Source organism: Nocardia sp. NPDC050712 (assembly GCF_040654295.1).
Lineage (GTDB): Bacteria > Actinomycetota > Actinomycetes > Mycobacteriales > Mycobacteriaceae > Nocardia.
On record NZ_JBFAHT010000003.1, the window covers coordinates 827,848 to 843,278 of the forward strand.

Consider the following 15,431-nt stretch of genomic DNA (forward strand, 5'->3'; position numbering starts at 1 on the left):
CCCTACCCCGATATCCGGATTCCGGCGTCGACGCCCCAGATCGCCAACGTCATGAACAGGTCCGCGAAGACGACCAGGATGATGCACATCTTGATCGCCCGACCGGCCGCGACACCCACACCCTCCGGGCCACCCGAGGCGAAGAAGCCGTAGTAGCACTGGATGAACGTGGTGATCGCGACGAACAGAATCGCTTTCAGCAGCGAGTAGATCACGTCGGTGGGTATCAGGAACTGATAGAAGTAGTGCGCGTATGTCCCGGCCGCGGTGCCGCCGATCAGCTGCACGGTCACCGAGCAGGAGATGTAGGCGACGGCCAGGCCCAGGCAGTACAGCGGGACGATGGCCACGATCGCGGCGAAGATCCGGGTGCTGACCAGGTACGGGAGCGGCCGGATCGCAATGGATTCCAGCGCGTCGATCTCCTCGGAGATGCGCATCGCGCCCAGCTGCGCGGTGAAGCGGCAGCCGGCCTGTGCGGCGAAGGCCAGCGAGGCGAGCAGCGGCCCGAGTTCGCGCGTGGTGGCGAAGGCGGAGATGGCGCCGGTGATCGGGCTCAGCCCGAGCAGGTTCAGCGAGGTGTGGCCCTGGATGGCCACGGTCATACCGCCGAACGCGCTCAGGATGACGACGACGCCGATGGTGCCACCGCCGACCACCAGGTTGCCGTTGCCCCAGGTGACGTCGGAGAGCAGACGCCAGACTTCCTTGGGGTAGTGCTTGAGCGCCAGCGGGATCGAGCCCAGCGACCGCAGGAAGAAGAAAACCTGGTGGCCGAGGCGGGCGAGCAGATCGACCGGGGCGCGCCCGGCACGCTTGAATTGCTGAAGAGGCCGCAGCAGCGGCGGCACATAAGTTGAGGACACCGGCTCAGACCACCTGTGGGGGGAAGAGAACGCTGTAGATCTGGGTAATGATGAGGTTCACCCCGAACAACATGATGGCGGACGAAACCACCGCCGAGTTCACCGAATTGGCGACACCACCGGGGCCGCCACGCGTATTGAGCCCGGTATCGCAGGCGATGATCGCTGCGAGCAGGCCGAAGATCAAGGACTTCAGCAGTGCGACGAACAGGTCGAAGGTCACCGCGAACGACGAGAAGGTGCCGATGTAGGAACCGGGGGTTCCGGCCTGGGCGAAGATATTGAAGATGTAGCCGGTGAGGAAGCCGACGAAAACCACGAAGCCGCAGAGCAGGACGCTGACCAGCATGGCGGCGCCGAGCCGGGGGGCGACCAGGCGGCGCATCGGGTCCACGCCCATGACCTTCATGGCGTCGATCTCCTCGCGGATGGTGCGCGAGCCGAGGTCGGCGCAGATGGCCGAGCCGACCGCGCCGGAGATCATGATCGAGGTGACCAGTGGGGCACCCTGCTGAATGATGCCCAGGCCGTTGGCCGCGCCGATGAACGAGGTGGCGCCGACCTGGCCGGCGACCGCGCCGACCTGGATCGAGACGATGACGCCGATCGGGATGGCCACCAACAGGGTTGGCGCCGCGGCCACGTTCGCCATGAAGGCGCACTGCCGGACGAATTCGTTGAAGGGGAAACGACCGCGGAAGATCGCGACGAAAAGCTCTGCGACTGCGGAGATTCCCATGGTGATCTGGCGGCCGAAGGTCTCCAGCGACTTCTTCGGGTGGTCTTCCCAGTAACCCCTCGTCCAATCGACCGCATCACTGATCCGTGACCTCGGTGGGCTCTTGGTCGACTGCACTCGCTATCCCCTCTCGACGCCAGGTTGGACAACCCCGACGACAGTTTGCTTGACGCACCTTACTACGGAGTAGTGCAGAACACACCATGGTCATGTGATTGCAGTCATAGATTGATGTCACTTCATGGGAAAAGGCCTGGAGTACCGGTCCATCATTTGGGACACGCCCCAAAAAGCCCGCTCAAGTTCTGGAACGCGTTACAGTTCACCTGCGACGTTACCGGCTGGTGAGGGGTATCTACGCCTTATTGCAAGGAAAACTTTCATCTAAAAAACCCTTGTTTTCGAATGACAATTGGACATTCGGATGTCGTCCTCGAAATACAAAACTCGGCGTCACCGGAACGGATTCAATAGGGATTCGCTATGAGCGACACCCACCCCTACCTGACGCGCCCGAGACCGATTACTGACACGATGGGTGCGACAGATTGATATCGTGCGGGCTTCCGACGTCTGGAGGGACATGTTCAGCAAACTCGCCAAGGTGGCACACGCCGCCTTCGCCGTAGCCCTGGGTGCGGCGCTGCTCGGGACGGGCGCTGGAGTCGCGCAAGCCGCGCCCGCCCCACCGGTTCTGGGTGGTGGCTCCGGGATCATCATCGACAACCAATTCGAATGCACGGTCACCACAGTGGGTTACGACGGCGCGGGCCGGCTCGTCGGACTGACGGCCGGGCACTGCGGCGACGCGGGTGCGCAGGTGTACGCCGAGTCCGATCGGGACGCCGGCGTCATCGGCAGATTCGTCTACTCCAACCACGACCTCGACTACGCGGTCATCCAGTTCGAGCCGGGCCGCATCGTGCCGGTGAACCGGGTCGGCGGCGTCACCATCACCAACATCGGTGCGCCGGCGCAGTTCCCGCAGATCGTCTGCAAGGAGGGCCGGACCACCGGCAACACCTGCGGCCTGGTCTGGGGCGACGTGTTCGACAGCAAGATCGAGACCTGGACCCAGATGTGCGTCGTGGAAGGCGATTCCGGCGCGCCGGTGGTCGTCGGCTCGACCCTCGTCGGCATGGTGAACGCCTACCTGGCGCTGGCCTGCTTCGGTCCCGAGGTCGGCACCAACATGACCACGATCATGGACGACATCAACGCCCGCGGCGGCGTCGGAGCCGGCTTCCGCCCGGTCTAGCGGTAACGGCAACAGCGAGGGCGGGCGCGCGAGCGCCCGCCCTTCGCCGTTTCCGGGGTCACTGCTCCCGGGTGCCGGACAGCGAGGGCCGCGGCGCGACCGCCGGGCCGGAGATCGCGCACTGCGGAACGCAATCGATGCGGGTCGGCTCGGGGCCCTTGCGCAGCGGGTCGGGCTGTTCGGGCTCCGGGCGGACCAGCACCGCGGCCAGCAGCGCCCCGGCCACCAGCAGCCCCACACAGATCCACATCGCGGTGCCGAAGCCGCTGTCGAAGGCGGCCGCGTCGGTGAGCGAACCGGAGATGCCCGCCAGGCCGGGCAGCGCCGCCACCGCCAGCAGCTGCGCCGTGCGGGCCACCGCGTTGTTGACGCCGGAGGCGACACCGGCCTCGCTCGCCGGAACCGCGCCGAGCACGGCGCCGGTCAGCGGGGCGACCAGCACCGCGAGACCGAGCCCGAAGACCAGTACGCCGGGCAGCACGTCGAGCAGGTAGCCGGCGTCGGGGCCGATGCGCAGCAACAGGATCAGGCCCGCGGCGGCCAGCAGCGGGCCGAGCGTCATCGGGATGCGGGCGCCGTGCGTCTGCGCCCACCGGCCGGCCGGCGCGGACAGCACCAGCATGAGCACCGTGATCGGGACCGTCGCGACACCCGACATCAGCGGTGAATAGCCCGCCACCAGCTGCAATTCCAGGACCAGCAGGAAGAACACGCCGCCGAGCGCGGCGTAGACCGCCAGCGTCACCAGGTTGGCGGCGGTGAACACCCGGGAGCGGAACAGCACCGGCGGCACCAGCGGATGATCGCTGCGCCGCTCGATCACCACGAACGCGGCGAGCAGCAGCAGACCGCCGGCGATGAGCAGCGCGTCGACCTCGATCAGCCCGAAGGTCAGCGCGCCGAGCCCGAGCGCGACCACCACCGCCCCGGGAACGTCCAAGCGGGCGATGGCATTCGGATCCCGGCTCTCGGGCACGTGGCGCAGCGTCACCAGCACGACCACCAGCACCAGCGGCACGTTGAGATAGAAGATGGAGCGCCAGCCCACCGAGTCGATCAGCCAGCCGCCCAGGAACGGGCCGAGCGCGCCCGCGACGCCGCCGAACCCGGACCACAGGCCGATCGCGGCGCCCTGGTCCTGCCGATGGATCGAGGAGGAGATCAGCGCCAGGCTGCCCGGGGTGAGCAGGGCGCCGGCGATGCCCTGCAGCACCCGGGCCCCGACCAGCATCTCGATGTTCACCGCGGCGCCGCAGAGCACCGAGGCGACGGCGAAACCGGCCGCGCCCCAGAGGAAGACCTTGCGCCGCCCCAGCCGGTCCCCCAGCGAGCCGCCGAGCAGGATGAACGCCGCCAGCGTCAGGGTGTATCCGTTCAGGGTCCACTGCAGGCCGGCGACGTCGGTGTCGAGGTCCTCGCCGATGCGCGGCAGGGCGATGTTCACCACGGTGGCGTCGAGCGAGGCCACCGAGGAACCGAGGATGGTGGCCAGCAGGATCCAGCGACCGGTCGCCGACTGCAACCGAGGTAGCTCCGAGGGGGTAGGCACCGCTACAACGTAGCCACCCGAACGGGCTGTACGCGGCTACAAGTCCGATACGCAGACCACGAATTTACGTTCCTTGTAGGTGAAGCCGGAACCGGTGCCGCAGGCCGACACCTCGGTGGTGTTCTGCTTGATACTGACCACCTTCACGCCCTCGACCGCGGACTCGGTGCACGCGATCCGCTTGGGGTCGTCGCCGCCGACATCCATGCAGTCCCCGACCACCCAGTCGATGTCCAGGCACAGCGCACCGGTCTGCACGCCGTTGCGTTTCTCCGCGTAGTAACTGTCGCGGTCGCTGACGCACTGTGCCGTGTTGGGCACCTTGCCGATGATCTTGTAGTTCGAGGTCTTGCTGCCGCAGGCGACCTTCTCGATCTTCGGGTCGTTGCTGGCGCCGCCCAGGCTCACACAGTCGCCGACGGCCGCGTCGAAATCGATGTCGCCGCCCTGGTCCGCGGAGGTGGGCGCGGCGGAACGACTGGTGCTCGACCGGGAACTCGAACTCGGTTTGGCGGTGGTCGTTCTGGTGGTGCTGGTCTCCACCGCGTCGACCGTGCCGTCCCCGATCGGACGGGCCTGACCCGATATCGTTTCACCACACGCGACGAGCGCCAGGACGGCGACCGACGCGCCGATACCCAGCACGACACGCTCAAGTAGACGAGACACGTACAGTCCTCCCGAGCTGCCCGCAGAAATAACACGCCATGCTTACATAATCGCGGCCTGGGCGTCGACTCGTTTCAGACCGATGGCCGCCGTTCCCGCCGTGCCGGGGGAACAGCAGAAACACGATTCTTTCACCTTTGCCCGTTAGGGTTGAGGCCACCGGTGGAAAGGGGTTGTCCGTGAAGCTGTTCAGCGCGCTCGGAGTGGCGTCGGCCGCGGCCGGAGCCTCGTTCCTGCTGCCCGGACCGGCCGCGGCCAGCGGCGTGCAGTGCACCTCCGACAGCGGCGTGGACGTCACCCTGGTCGAAGGCCGCACCGGCTGCCGGGCCGTCACCGACACGCTCGGGCAGGCCCGGGCCGCCGGCATCGACGGCGTCGGCTACGCCAACGCCACCCTCGGCGGCGTCGCCCTCGGCATCGGCGCGGCCGGTGGCGTCGGCGCGAGCGAGGGCGCGGGCGGCATGCCGATCGCCATCGGGCTCGGCCCGGACGCGGTCGCGCTCACTTCCCTGTCCGGCAGCGGCCGGCCCGGCGAGACGCTCGGCGTCAGCATCGCTATGAACGGATCCCGCGCTCAGGTCAGCACCGCCGAGGACACCGTGGTGTGCCTCGGGGCGGGCGCGTTCGCCTGGAACTCGGCCACCGGCAAGAGCTGCTGGGCGACGCCGTTCGGGATGCGCGTGTAGCTCGGCGCGCCCGGCCCGGGGATATCGGGCCGCCCTGGGACGTGATCTTCGTCACGAACTTGTTTGTCCACCGGCAAAACCGTACGGACGGACGCGATTCGTTCTGCCCGGTGACTCGCCGGGGTGACCGGCCGCTTTCCTGAATGTCGGTGCATCCCAACAACTTCTGTGTCGTAGGACACACCGGCCGGTCGGACCGTATCAATCCTGAATGATGCTGGATTCCAGTCGCTTCCGGACGGTAGGAAGGACAGACGGGGTCGGGTCAGTTATGCCTAATTTTTCTTGGAATGGATGAGGTACCTATGCATGCCGCTTCGCACAACAGGTCGTCGCCGAGATCGCAGTCCCGGCTCTCCCGTCGGCTCCGGCAGGGCGTCCTATTGTCAGCGGCCATCGCGGCGGCCGGTGCCCTGATCGTCGCGCCCGCCCAGGCCGATCCGCTGCTCCCCGGCCTCCCCGACTTCCCCGGGCTGGGTTCCTCGGCCACCGATCCGGCGCCCAAGGTCACCTTCGCGCCGCCGCGCATCAACATCGCCGACGGCGAGACGGTGGGCGTCGCGCAGCCGATCATCATCACCTTCAAGGACCCGATCGCCGACGGCGACCGCGCGGCCGTGGAGAAGGCCATCAAGGTGACCTCGGCCAAGCCCGCGCCCGGCCACTTCACCTGGTGGAGCGACAAGCAGGTCCGTTTCCGCCCGAACGATTTCTGGCCGGACAACACCGACGTGACGGTCGAGGCCGGCGAGACCCGCAGCTCGTTCCGGATCGGTGACGCGCTCGTCGCCACCGCGGACGACAGCACCCACACCATGACCATCACCCGCAACGGCGAGGTCGTGCAGACCATGCCGATCTCGATGGGCAAGACCAAGCACGAAACCCCCAACGGCATCTACATCGTCGGCGAGCAGCTGCGCAAGATGACGATGGATTCCTCCACCTACGGCGTGCCGGTCACCGACCCGGAGGGCTACAAGGTCGAGGTCGAGTACGCCACCCGCATCTCCAACAGCGGCATCTTCGTGCACGCCGCCCCGTGGTCGGTTGCGCAGCAGGGTGTTTCGAACGCCAGCCACGGCTGCCTGAACGTCAGCACCGCCAACGGGCGCTGGTTCTTCGAGAACGCGAAGAAGGGCGACCCGGTGATCGTGCAGAACACCAGCGGCGGAACCCTGAACGCGCGGGACGGTCTGGGCGACTGGAACTGATGTTCCCCTGACTCACGAAGGGCCACCGGAGTTCCGGTGGCCCTTCGTTGTTCTGGCGAACTAAACGATCAAAATATGCGAATCCGCTGACCGGTTTGTCTGGTACTTGGTTCACTTGCGGCCATGCGCGGAGTGTTCAGCTCGACGCCCAGCGGCGTTAACTCTTTATTTGCTGTGCGCCGCAAAGCTTCCGCGGTGCGATCCAGACCCGAGCGAGTACTCCCCCAACCCCGAGGTAAGGGGTTGCGCGGGCGGCCGTGGCAGGACTACGCCCTGTTCCTGGTCCTGGTAGCCCCCAATCTGGCGCTGCTCACGCTGTTCGTCTATCGCCCACTGGCCGACAACATCCGGCTCTCGTTCACCGATTTCAATATTTCCGACCAGTTCGTCAACTACATCGGCTTCGAGAACTACGTCGAGTGGTTCGGCCGCGACGACTCCTGGCAGATCGTCTCGAACACGGTCATCTTCACCGTCGCCGCCGTGGCCGGTTCCATGGTGCTGGGCCTGGCGCTGGCCCTGCTGCTGGATCGGAAGCTGTTCGGCCGCAATATGGTCCGCTCGGCCATCTTCGCGCCGTTCGTGATCTCCGGCGCCGCCATCGGCGTGGCCTTCCAGTTCATCTTCGATCCCAGCTTCGGCCTCGTCCAGGACGTGCTGCACCGGGTCGGCGTGGAAAAGGTGCCCGACTTCTATCAGGATCCGGACTGGGCGCTGTTCATGGTGACGGTCACCTACATCTGGAAGAACCTGGGCTACAGCTTCGTCATCTATCTGGCCGCGCTGCAAGGGGTCCGGGCCGAGCTGATGGAGGCCGCCGAGATCGACGGCGCCGGCCGGTGGACCACCTTCACCAAGGTGCTGCTGCCACAACTGCGCCCGACCACGTTCTTCCTGTCCATCACCGTGCTGCTGAACTCGCTGCAGGTCTTCGACATCATCAACGTGATGACGCGCGGCGGGCCGCTCGGCACCGGCACCTCCACCATGGTCTACCAGGTGTATCAGGAGTCGTTCGTGAATTTCCGGGCCGGGTACGGCGCCACCGTCGCCACCATCATGTTCCTGGTGCTGCTGGTGATCACCCTGCTCCAGGTGCGCGTCATGGATCGGAGCGAGCGGTGAAAACCACTGCCGTCGAGACGGTTTCCTACCGGCGCCGCCAGCGTGCGGTAACCCTGCTCGGCTACGCCGCCATGGTGTGCGTGCTGATCATCGTCGGGGTGCCGCTGTTCTGGATCTTCATCACCTCGTTCAAGGGGCGACCGGACATCTACACCCAGCCGGCCGTGTACTGGCCCGGCAGCTGGCATCCGGAGAACTACAGCGAGGCCACCACCACGCTTCCCTACTGGACGTTCCTGAAGAATTCGATGCTCATCACCGGCATCATCGCGGCGGTGAAGTTCGTGCTCGGCGTCTTCAGCGCCTACGGGCTGGTGTTCCTGCGCTTTCCGGGCAAGACCGTCGTCTTCCTGGTGATCATCGCCGCGCTCATGGTGCCCAACCAGATCACGGTGATCTCCAACTACGCGCTGATCGCACAGCTGGGCTGGCGCAACACCTTCCAGGGCATCATCGTGCCGCTGTGCGGCGTCGCCTTCGGCACCTTCCTCATGCGCAACCACTTCCTGTCGCTGCCCACCGAGGTGATCGAGGCGGCGCGCATGGACGGCGCGGGCTGGTGGCGGCTGCTGACCCGGGTGGTGCTGCCCATGTCCGGGCCGACCATGGTGGCGTTCGCGGTGGTCACGCTGGTCAACGAGTGGAACGAATACCTCTGGCCGTTCTTGATGACCGACAACACCGACGTCGCCACCCTGCCGGTCGGCCTCACGCTGCTTCAGAACACCGAGAATCCCAGCGTCACCAATTGGGGCCCGGTGATGTCCGGGACGCTGCTCACCATGCTGCCGATTCTCATCGTGTTCCTGCTGCTGCAACGCCACATGATCAAGGGCCTCACCTCCGGTGCGGTCAAGGGCTGAGAATCAGGAGAAAGCTGTGTCCCAATCCCCATTTCCGAATCTGTCCAGACGCGGATTCATCGGCTTGGCCGGCGCGGTCGCCGCGGGCGCGGCGCTGACCGCGTGCGCGGGCGGTGGTGGCGGCAGCAAGCAGGACGGCGACGGCAAGACCATCACCTGGTGGTCGAATCACCCCGGCACCTCCAAGGATTACGAGCTGGAGCTGATCAACCGGTTCCAGGCCAAGTTCCCCGATCTGAAGGTGAACCTGGTCGACGCGGGCAAGAACTACGAGGAGGTGTCGCAGAAGTTCAACGCGGCGCTCTCCGGCGGTGATCTGCCCGATGTCGTTGTGCTCTCCGATGTCTGGTGGTTCAACTACGCGCTCAACGGCACCATCGAGCCGCTGGACGGGCACTTCGGCGACGCCGGCGTGCGGCTGGACGACTACGTCGACGCCCTCGCCTCGGACTACCTGTTCAACGGCAAGCACTTCGCGCTCCCCTACGCCCGCTCGACTCCCCTGTTCTATTACAACAAGGACGTGTGGGCGAAAGCCGGGCTGCCGGACCGCGGCCCGGAGAGCTGGCCGGAATTCGACGACTGGGGCCCCAAGATCCAGTCCGTGGTCGGCGACGGCAAGCTGGCGCACGGCTGGGGCGATGCGAAGAACTACCTCGCCTGGACCTTCCAGGGCCCGAATTGGACCTTCGGCGGCGCCTACTCCGACAAGTGGACGCTGAAGTTCAACGACGCCAACACGATCAAGGCCGGGCAGTTCCTGCGCGACATGATCCACACCAAGAAGTACGCGGGCGTGAAGCCGCAGATCGCGGTGGACTTCGGCACCGGCGTCATCGCCTCGACCATCGCCTCCACCGGCGACCTGCGCGGCATCCAGAAGAACTCCGAGGGCAAGCTGGAGTTCGGTACCGCCGTGCTGCCGCACCCCAGCGGCCCCGGCGTCACCACCGGCGGTGCGGGCCTGGCGATTCCGTCGCGGATCTCCGATGAGCGCAAGGTGAACGCGCTCAAGTTCATCGAGTTCATCACCAATGCCGCGAACACCGCGTACTTCTCGCAGAACACCGGGTACATGCCGGTGCGCAAGTCGGCGGTCAACGATCCCAGCGAGCAGGAATTCCTGGCGAAGAACCCGAAGTCCAAGGTCGCCATCGATCAGCTGGCCCTGACCAAATCCCAGGACTACGCACGGGTGTTCGTCCCCGGCGGCGACCAGATCATCGGCACCGGCCTGGAGCAGATCGGCCTGCAGAACGCCGACCCGGCCGCCGCGTTCGCCGCGGTCAGCAGCCAGCTGCAGGCCATCATCGACCGGCAGATCACCCCGAAACTGCCCAAGTAACACACGGTTAGGAGAACGACAGCATGGCGACAGTGCACTTCGACGGGGTGACGCACCAGTATCCCGGTGCGCCGAGCCCTGCTGTCGACAACCTCGAACTCGACATCGCCGACGGGGAATTCATCGTCCTCGTCGGCCCGTCGGGCTGCGGCAAGTCCACCAGCCTGCGGATGCTCGCGGGGCTGGAATCGGTGGAGCAGGGCCGCATCCTGATCGACGGCAAGGACGTCACCGGACTGCCGCCGCGGGCCCGCGACGTCGCCATGGTGTTCCAGTCCTACGCGCTCTACCCGAACATGACGGTCGCGGAGAACATGGGCTTCGCGCTGCGCAACATGGGAATGAACAAGGCCGACACCGGGGTTCGGGTCCTGGAGGCCGCGAAGATGCTGGAGCTCGAGCCCCTGCTGGACCGCAAGCCCGCGAAACTCTCCGGCGGCCAGCGCCAGCGCGTGGCGATGGGCCGCGCCATCGTGCGCCGGCCCCGGGTCTTCTGCATGGACGAGCCGCTGTCCAACCTGGACGCCAAACTCCGGGTCAGCACCCGTTCGCAGATCGCGGCCCTGCAGAAGCGCCTGGGCACCACCACCGTCTACGTCACCCACGATCAGGTCGAGGCGATGACGATGGGTCATCGCGTCGCGGTGATGCTCGACGGCAAACTCCAGCAGATCGCCGCGCCGCGCGAGCTCTACGACAACCCGGTGAACACCTTCGTCGCCGGATTCATCGGGTCGCCGGGCATGAACCTGCTCGAGGCACCCGTCGAGGACGGCCACGCCGTCCTGGCGGACCTGCGTGTCCCGGTGCCCAACAACAGCTCCCGGGCGCGCGTGGTGATCGGCATCCGGCCCGAGTCCTGGGAGGTCACCACCGACCCCGACAACAGTCTGGCGGTCGACGCCGAGCTGCTCGAGGAGCTCGGCGCCGAATCCTTCGTCTACAGCCATCCGATCACCGCGGCCTGGTCCAGCCGCTCCGGCAAGGTGGTGGCCCGCGTCGACCGGCACTTCCAGATCGCCCTCGGCGACCGGCTGCGCCTGCGCCCGAAGCAGGAGGAGATCTTCTTCTTCGACGCCGAGACCGAGCAGCGGCTGCGCTGACCTACTCGGGCGCGGTCAGGTCCGCGCGCATCAGATAGACGTTGTAGCTGTCCCAGGCCGAGATGGTGAAGTAGAGCTCCTTGCTGGTCGACCAGGGGTGGATGAAGCCGCCGTAGGACTTCGGATAGTCGGTGGTGGAGACCAGCGGCACCGCCTCGGTCCAAATGCCCTGCGGCGTAGCCGAATGCCGGACCACGACGGTGCCCGCGCCCGGATCCAGGTAGACCATCTGCCACTGCTTCGCCGCCGCGTCGTAGCGCACCGAGATCTCGCTGGCCAGGCCGAGCACCAGTGGGGTGGCGTCGTTTTCGGCCGCCGGGGCCCAGTCACCCTCGACCCAGTACTGGTAGGCCGACTTGTTGAGCACCTCGGCCTTGGGCACGCGGGCCAGGGCGATCATCCCGACCCGGCCGTTGGGCGTGCCGAACATGTAGACGTAGTCGCCCTGCGGCACCATCGCCGCGACCTGGAAGCGGCCGCGACCGAAGACGTTGTCCCACTTCGCGTGCTGGTCCTTGACCCAGGTGTGGCCGCCGTCGTCGGAGTAGGCGATGCCGCCGTAGTTGGTGGTCCACAGGCCGGGGACGCGGCTCCAGCGGTTCACCGACATGTAGCTCAGGTACTGGCGCTTGCCGAGGGCGAAGCCGGAGGTCGGAATGACCGTGGTCTCCCAGTTCTTGACCTTGCGGCTGGCCAGGAACTCCGCGGCGTGGCAGCGGCTGTCCTGCACGAAGGTGTCGATGGTCAGGCCGTCGGCGAGATTCCGGTCGGTGCTGAAGCCCAGCACGTTGCTGCGCCAGTCCGGGCCGCCCGCGCCGCCGGTGACCCAGCCCTCGCCGAAGGTGTCGCCGAAGACCACCGCGACCTCGCCGGGCTTGGTCTCCCACATCAGGCCCAGGTCGGTGCCATCGACCTGCCAGCGCATGTCGGTGCGGTTGTTCGAGCCGCGACCGGTGACCTGGCCGACCAGCTCCACCCGCTCGACCTTCGGCGTGGCGACGGGCTCGGTGACCGGCCCGGGCTCGACCGGGTGTACGACATGCGGCGGCGCCGGCTGCGGTGCTTCGCTCGCGCCGCCGGGAATCGGGATCGGGATCGGCTCGATCTCCGGTTTGATCTCGAGGCGCGGCAGTTCGAACTTGCCCGATCCGGAGCTCGATCCCGATCCCGACCCGGTGTCCGGGCTCTCGGGCTCGGTCGATTCCACCGGTTCGGGGGTATCCCGGACGTCCGGGCACGGGTTGTGGCACGGATCGGCGGGCAGCGCGGCCGGCTTGATCCGGGTGTTGTCCTGCGGCGGGTCGGGCACCGGCACCGGGGTGAGCTCGGGCCACGGCACCGGGATCTCGATCCGCGGCGGAATCTGCACCGGGGGCGGTGGCGGCAGGTTCGGATCCGGCTGACGCAGCAGCGGATCGAAGCCGGCCTCACCGCACACGTTCACCGGCGGGGGCGCCCACGGCGGCGGCGCGGCCTGGGCGGGCGCGGGCACGCAGAGTAGTCCGGTGAGTACCGCTCCGAAGACGACTGGAGCATCCAGTTTCTCCGGCAGCAAACCCATATCTGTTGACTCCCTGTCGATTCGGACGTTACCGCGGGAAGATCAACTTACCGGAGCTCGGGCGCGGACCCGGGGACGCCGGGCGGTCGCGACGCATTCGATATGGAACCGAATTCCGCGGTGCCGCGTCCAAGTGAATATGAGCGATATCGAATACGCCTTCGGGGCGGGCGACGGCGAGGTCCATGTCTGGTCCTCACCGGCCGATCTGGATTTGGCGCGCACCGGCACGGTCGATGCGGTGCAGTTGGATTTCGACGGCGACGGGCTCTACGACGACGCGCTCTGGGACACCCACGGCACCGGCGTCGCCGACGTGGCCGCCCTCGACCTGAACGACGACGGCGTGCTCGATCACTTCTACACCGATCCCACCGACCAGGGCACCTGGAATCACCTGGTCACCGGCTTCGACTCGGAGAACGAGCCGCTGGAGTGGACCATCCGGGCCGAGCCGGAAGCCGAGCCCGGGCCCGCGGCGGAGAACATCGTCACCGCCGATCTCGGCGCGGTGCTCGCCGAATACCCACCGCTACCGCATGATTCACCGCGCCCACCGATGCGCGGTTTCGACGTTCCGGATCAGCCCGAAAGTGACTGGCGCGTCGAATAACGCGCGCGCCGCGCATTCCAGAGGATCGCCACGATTCCCGCGCAATACACCGCCGCACCCGCGAGGACCACCGGCAGCGAACGGCCGTCGGCCGGAATCATCAGTGCCGCAACGGCGATCGCCAGCACGAATGCGATATTGAAAACGGTGTCCTGGAGCGCGAAAACCTGGCCGCGCCGGGCGTCGTCGATATCGATCTGCATGGTCGCGTCACCGGTCAGCTTGATCGTCTGCCCCGCCAATCCGAACAGGAACGCGCCGACCAGCAGCAGATGATGCGCGTACTGGTACGCGGGCCCGTCCTGCGCCACCGCGATCGGGGTCACCAGGGTCAACTGCACCAGCGTCGCGACCAGCAATCCGGCCACCACCGTGCGCGGCCGGCCGAGCCGCGGAATCACCAGCGGCGCGACCACCGCCGCCAGCAGCATGCCGCCCGCGGCCGCCGCGATCGCGACACCGAATCCGAGCAGCCCGCTGTCCAATCCGGAATCGCCGTCCGGCACCACCCGCAGCACCAGCACCATGATCAAGGTGTTGGTGCCGAACACGATTCGATGCACGCCGATGCCGATCATCGCGGTCGTCACCTGCGCCGACTGCCAGACCGCCGCGGCGCCGGTGCGCAAGCCGGTCGCGATCGCGTGCACGGTGCTCTCCTGCCCGGCGGTGCCGTCCTCGGGGCCCAGCACCCGGGCCCGGAAGCCGATCGCCAGCAGCGCGCTGAGCACCGAACCGACCGCGCTCACCCCGACCGCGATCGCCGAGGCGAAATCACCCGCGCCGAAGCCGCCGATGATCGCGACCGAGATGGCCGCGCCGAGCCCGGCACAGCCCGAGGCCACCGTGGCCAGCACCGAGTTCATCGGCACCAGCCACTGCTGGGCCAGCACCCGCGGCAGCGCCGCCGACACCCCGGCCAACACGAAACGGCTGATGCCCACCACCGCCAGCGCGCCGAGCAGCAGCGGGGTCTCCCCCAGGCCCGCGAGCAGGCCGAGCGCGACCGCGCCGATCAGCACCGCCCGGAAGATATTGGCCACCAGCAGCACCGCGCGCCGGTCCCAGCGGTCCAGCAGCGCGCCCGCGTACGGTCCGATCAGCGAATACGGCAGCAACAGCACCGCGAAACCGGCGGCGATGGCGAGCGGATCGGTCTGGCGCTCCGGGTTGAACAGGATCGCGCCCGACAGCGCCGCCTGGAACATTCCGTCGCCGAACTGTCCGGCGAAACGCACGACCGCCAGGCGCAGCACGCCCGGGCTGTCCCGCAGGGCGGTACGCAACGGCACCGACTCGGGTGGAGCGGAGGCTGTCGACATCATGCCGATTGTGCCGTGCGGCCTTCTGGCCCAGCCGTTCAGGCCGGATGCGGCTGATCCAGGGAGTTCACCAGGGCGTGCACCGTCGAGCGGGTATCGGGTGCGAAATCCAGCACCGCCAGGGCATCCGCGTCGATCCAGGCGTAGGCGTCGTGCTCGCCGGGGGCCAGCGCTACCGCGCCCGGCTCGGCTTCGACGATGAAGGAGAATTTGCGCACCTTGGCCTTGGTGCGAGTGGCGTAATCGACGCCGCCGAGGAACTCCACGATGCCGCGCACCCGCAGCTCGGTCTCCTCCAGCAATTCCCGTGCCACACATTCGGCGAACGTCTCTCCGGGCTCGACGCCGCCGCCGGGTAGCTCCCACAGCCCGCCGAACTGCGCGTGCGGCACCCGGCGCACCACCAGCAGCTTGCGGTCCCGGAAGACCGCCACCCCGACCACGAAATCGGTGATGCCCGCGGACCGCGCGAGCGCGCGCAGTTCCCGCTCGATGCGCTCGAGCGCCTCTGGACGCAT

15 protein-coding genes are annotated in these 15,431 nt (G+C 67.3%); 8 read left to right on the forward strand and 7 right to left on the reverse strand.

Annotation, left to right across the window (positions count from 1 at the left end):
- Positions 1–2: 2 nt before the first annotated feature.
- Positions 3–866, reverse strand: a complete 864-nt coding sequence (locus AB0H76_RS24285; protein ID WP_357328116.1) for an ABC transporter permease — start codon at positions 864–866, stop codon at positions 3–5.
- Positions 867–870: 4 nt separating this feature from the next.
- Complete coding sequence (locus AB0H76_RS24290) at positions 871–1,722, reverse strand: ABC transporter permease (RefSeq protein ID WP_357328119.1); 852 nt, start codon at positions 1,720–1,722, stop codon at positions 871–873.
- A 466-nt stretch (positions 1,723–2,188) separates the two neighbouring features.
- Between AB0H76_RS24290 and AB0H76_RS24295 the strand changes: the two genes are divergently transcribed.
- A complete protein-coding gene (locus tag AB0H76_RS24295; RefSeq protein ID WP_357328122.1) occupies positions 2,189–2,863 on the forward strand; it encodes a S1 family peptidase in 675 nt (224 codons plus the stop codon).
- 58 nt (positions 2,864–2,921) lie between these two features.
- Here AB0H76_RS24295 and AB0H76_RS24300 read toward each other — a convergent pair whose 3' ends face one another.
- Together AB0H76_RS24300 and AB0H76_RS24305 are read right to left on the reverse strand one after the other, a co-directional pair.
- Positions 2,922–4,412 (reverse strand): MFS transporter, encoded by a 1,491-nt coding sequence (locus AB0H76_RS24300; RefSeq protein ID WP_357328125.1) that lies wholly within the window; start codon positions 4,410–4,412, stop codon positions 2,922–2,924.
- Between the two features lie 36 nt (positions 4,413–4,448).
- Complete coding sequence (locus AB0H76_RS24305) at positions 4,449–5,081, reverse strand: hypothetical protein (protein ID WP_357328128.1); 633 nt, start codon at positions 5,079–5,081, stop codon at positions 4,449–4,451.
- A 179-nt stretch (positions 5,082–5,260) separates the two neighbouring features.
- On the opposite strand from AB0H76_RS24305, the gene AB0H76_RS24310 reads away from it, so the two are divergent.
- The 6 genes from AB0H76_RS24310 to ugpC all read left to right on the forward strand — a co-directional run bounded on the left by AB0H76_RS24310 (position 5,261) and on the right by ugpC (position 11,417).
- On the forward strand, positions 5,261–5,767 hold the full coding sequence (locus AB0H76_RS24310; protein WP_357328130.1) for a DUF6764 family protein: 507 nt from the start codon (positions 5,261–5,263) through the stop codon (positions 5,765–5,767).
- Positions 5,768–6,057: 290 nt separating this feature from the next.
- A complete protein-coding gene (locus AB0H76_RS24315; protein ID WP_357328133.1) occupies positions 6,058–6,981 on the forward strand; it encodes a L,D-transpeptidase in 924 nt (307 codons plus the stop codon).
- 195 nt (positions 6,982–7,176) lie between these two features.
- Positions 7,177–8,106, forward strand: a complete 930-nt coding sequence (locus tag AB0H76_RS24320; protein ID WP_357328136.1) for a sugar ABC transporter permease — start codon at positions 7,177–7,179, stop codon at positions 8,104–8,106.
- 71 nt (positions 8,107–8,177) lie between these two features.
- Positions 8,178–8,969: a carbohydrate ABC transporter permease gene (locus AB0H76_RS24325; RefSeq protein WP_357329862.1), complete on the forward strand. Its 792-nt coding sequence runs from the start codon at positions 8,178–8,180 to the stop codon at positions 8,967–8,969.
- A gap of 16 nt (positions 8,970–8,985) precedes the next feature.
- On the forward strand, positions 8,986–10,314 hold the full coding sequence (locus AB0H76_RS24330; RefSeq protein ID WP_357328139.1) for an ABC transporter substrate-binding protein: 1,329 nt from the start codon (positions 8,986–8,988) through the stop codon (positions 10,312–10,314).
- Positions 10,315–10,337: 23 nt separating this feature from the next.
- Positions 10,338–11,417 (forward strand): sn-glycerol-3-phosphate ABC transporter ATP-binding protein UgpC, encoded by a 1,080-nt coding sequence (gene ugpC / locus AB0H76_RS24335; protein ID WP_357328142.1) that lies wholly within the window; start codon positions 10,338–10,340, stop codon positions 11,415–11,417.
- A 1-nt stretch (position 11,418) separates the two neighbouring features.
- On the opposite strand, the gene AB0H76_RS24340 is transcribed toward ugpC, so the two are convergent.
- Positions 11,419–12,978, reverse strand: coding sequence for a DUF4185 domain-containing protein (locus AB0H76_RS24340; protein ID WP_357328145.1), 1,560 nt, complete (start codon positions 12,976–12,978; stop codon positions 11,419–11,421).
- A 139-nt stretch (positions 12,979–13,117) separates the two neighbouring features.
- Between AB0H76_RS24340 and AB0H76_RS24345 the strand changes: the two genes are divergently transcribed.
- Positions 13,118–13,591 (forward strand): hypothetical protein, encoded by a 474-nt coding sequence (locus AB0H76_RS24345; protein ID WP_357328148.1) that lies wholly within the window; start codon positions 13,118–13,120, stop codon positions 13,589–13,591.
- On the opposite strand, the gene AB0H76_RS24350 is transcribed toward AB0H76_RS24345, so the two are convergent.
- Positions 13,561–14,913 (reverse strand): MFS transporter, encoded by a 1,353-nt coding sequence (locus AB0H76_RS24350; protein WP_357328150.1) that lies wholly within the window; start codon positions 14,911–14,913, stop codon positions 13,561–13,563. The two genes, AB0H76_RS24345 and AB0H76_RS24350, sit on opposite strands and share 31 nt — an antisense overlap.
- A gap of 38 nt (positions 14,914–14,951) precedes the next feature.
- Complete coding sequence (locus tag AB0H76_RS24355; protein WP_357328153.1) at positions 14,952–15,431, reverse strand: NUDIX domain-containing protein; 480 nt, start codon at positions 15,429–15,431, stop codon at positions 14,952–14,954.